Here is a 2,733-nt window from a genome sequence, read left to right on the forward strand (position 1 = left end):
AATTATACGACCATAACTTGACAAAAAGGGCTGACATGCGCTAGGAGTAACACACAAGATATAAAGGTCGTTCATTAGTTTTAATAAAGTTGTCTTAAGAAAATAGTGAATCATTTGTTGCTTTTATGTTTTAACCAAAAGGGGGTGTAGCTCAGCTGGTTAGAGCGCCGGCCTGTCACGCCGGAGGCCGCGGGTTCAAGTCCCGTCACTCCCGCCACTTAATTTCAAATTAAATTACATTTGCAAATAAAGCGTAAATGGGCATAAACTTGAGCTGGAGTTAGCAATTATCATGAATTCTTTAGCATTAGATTATTTTCCCATTTTTTTATTTATGGTTATCGCCTCTATTATAGCAAGTTTTGCGTTAATCGCTTCTTTTATTATTGCTAAACAAAATCCTGATAGCGAAAAATTAAGCCCCTATGAATGTGGTTTTGATGCTTTTGATGATGCAAGACGCCAATTTGATATTCGCTTTTACCTTGTTTCTATTCTTTTTATTATATTTGATTTAGAGGTAGCTTTTTTATTCCCTTGGGCTGTATCCTTGCGACAAATTGGTGAATTTGGATTTTTATCTATGATGTTTTTCTTATTACTCCTTACAATTGGCTTTATTTATGAATGGAAAAAAGGTGCGTTAGAATGGGATTAAAACAATCTTCTATATCCCCCCAATCTTTGGAGGATAGTTTTGTTAACCCTGATACACTTCTAAAAGATGTTATCAAAGAGGCGGTTGATAAAGGATTTTTTGTAACCCAACTAGATAATTTAATTAATTGGGCACGTACAGGATCATTATGGCCGATGACATTTGGATTGGCTTGTTGTGCTGTGGAAATGATTCATGCTTACATGCCGCGCTATGATCTTGATCGTTTTGGGGTTGTCCCACGGGGAAGCCCACGTCAATCAGACGTTATGATTGTAGCTGGCACATTAACAAATAAAATGGCCCCTGCATTACGTAAGGTGTATGACCAAATGGCTGAACCCCGATGGGTGATATCTATGGGGTCTTGTGCAAATGGGGGTGGATATTACCATTATTCTTATTCCGTGGTACGCGGATGTGACCGCATTGTGCCTGTGGATATTTATGTACCAGGATGCCCACCCACGGCTGAAGCTTTAGTGTACGGTATTTTACAATTACAAAAAAAGATAAAACGCACCACAACAATTAGTAGAATATAACTTTAATAGCATTATGTCAGTTTGGCCAATAACATCAGCTTTAGAAAATTTGAATCATGTGCTCCAACATAAATTTGGTGCAGATCTTGTGTCATCATCGTTAAACATTAATCATCTTGTTATAGAGATAAAGGCAGATGATCTTTTGAAAATTGCAACTTTTTTACGAGATGATGAAAATTTTTACTGCAAACAGCTTATTGATATTTGTGGGGTGGATTATCCTACGCGTGCTCCCCAAAGATTTGAGGTCATTTATCATTTTTTAAGTTTAAAACATAATTGCCGTATTCGTATTAAGATTAAAACTAATGATCAAATGCCTTTACCATCTCTTATTTCTTTATTCCCAAATGCCGGATGGTACGAACGTGAAGTGTGGGATTTATATGGTATTTACTTTAATGATCATCCAGATCTTCGACGTATTTTAACAGATTACGGGTTTGAAGGACATCCTTTACGTAAAGATTTTCCACTAACAGGGTATGTTGAAGTCCGTTATGATGAAGAACAAAAACGGGTGATTTATGAACCTGTTAAATTGCCCCAAGAATTTCGCACCTTTGATTTTGAAAGCCCATGGGAAGGTATATTGCACATATCAGATAATAAATCCAATAATAAAAAGGATCAAAATTGATGGGTGAAACTGTTATAAAACCTTTAACGATTAATTTTGGTCCCCAGCACCCTGCGGCCCACGGTGTGCTACGTATGATTGTTGAAATGGATGGGGAGGTTGTTCAACGTATTGATCCCCATATTGGCCTGTTGCACCGGGGTACAGAAAAACTTATTGAATATAAAACCTATCTTCAAGCTATTCCTTATTTTGATCGTCTTGATTATGTATCCCCTCTTTGTCAAGAACATGCGTTTGTTTTGGCAATTGAACAACTTCTTAACCTAGAAGTTCCCCTACGCGGTCAATATATACGTGTTCTTTTTGATGAAATTACCCGCATTCTTAATCATCTCTTAAATATACCTGCTTATGCAATGGATGTAGGTGCTATAACACCTATGTTATGGGCCTTTGAACAACGGGAATTATTAATGGAATTTTATGAGAGAGCTAGTGGGGCAAGATTGCATGCAAATTATTATAGACCGGGTGGGGTACACCAAGATTTGCCACCAAAGCTTTTATCTGATATTGCGGTATGGGCAGAAAAATTCCCAAAAATTATTGATGATATAGAAAATTTATTGACCGAAAATCGTATCTTTAAACAGAGGTTAGTAGATATTGGGATTGTCTCTAAAGAAGATGCGCTGGCCTGGGGATTTACGGGACCCATGTTGCGTTCTTCGGGTATGGCTTGGGATTTGCGTAAATCCCAACCCTATATGGTTTATGATAAAATGAATTTTGATATTCCTATTGGTAAAACAGGGGATTGTTATGATCGTTATTTGGTTAGGGTTGAAGAAATGCGTCAATCTTTACTTATTATCAATCAATGTATAAAAGAAATGCAAGATGGACCATTTTGTTCGGATGATAGAAAAATTACCCAACCAAAA

At 37.0% G+C, this 2,733-nt stretch carries 4 protein-coding genes and 1 tRNA gene; all 5 read left to right on the top strand.

Going from position 1 to position 2,733, the window contains the following annotated elements; genetic code table 11:
* The first annotated feature begins 140 nt into the window (after window positions 1-140).
* Window positions 141-217: transfer RNA gene (locus K1X44_09035), tRNA-Asp, on the top strand.
* A gap of 75 nt (window positions 218-292) precedes the next feature.
* A complete protein-coding gene (gene ndhC, locus K1X44_09040; GenBank protein MBX7147429.1) occupies window positions 293-658 on the top strand; it encodes an NADH-quinone oxidoreductase subunit A in 366 nt (121 codons plus the stop codon).
* Between the two features lie 71 nt (window positions 659-729).
* On the top strand, window positions 730-1,203 hold the full coding sequence (locus K1X44_09045; GenBank protein MBX7147430.1) for an NADH-quinone oxidoreductase subunit B: 474 nt from the start codon (window positions 730-732) through the stop codon (window positions 1,201-1,203).
* A gap of 13 nt (window positions 1,204-1,216) precedes the next feature.
* Window positions 1,217-1,846 (top strand): NADH-quinone oxidoreductase subunit C, encoded by a 630-nt coding sequence (locus K1X44_09050; protein MBX7147431.1) that lies wholly within the window; start codon window positions 1,217-1,219, stop codon window positions 1,844-1,846.
* Window positions 1,846-2,733: NADH-quinone oxidoreductase subunit D (locus K1X44_09055; GenBank protein MBX7147432.1), on the top strand; the 888-nt coding region annotated here is incomplete at its 3' end. The genes K1X44_09050 and K1X44_09055, both read left to right, overlap by 1 nt.

This window comes from Alphaproteobacteria bacterium (genome assembly GCA_019695395.1).
Lineage (GTDB): Bacteria > Pseudomonadota > Alphaproteobacteria > JAEUKQ01 > JAIBAD01 > JAIBAD01.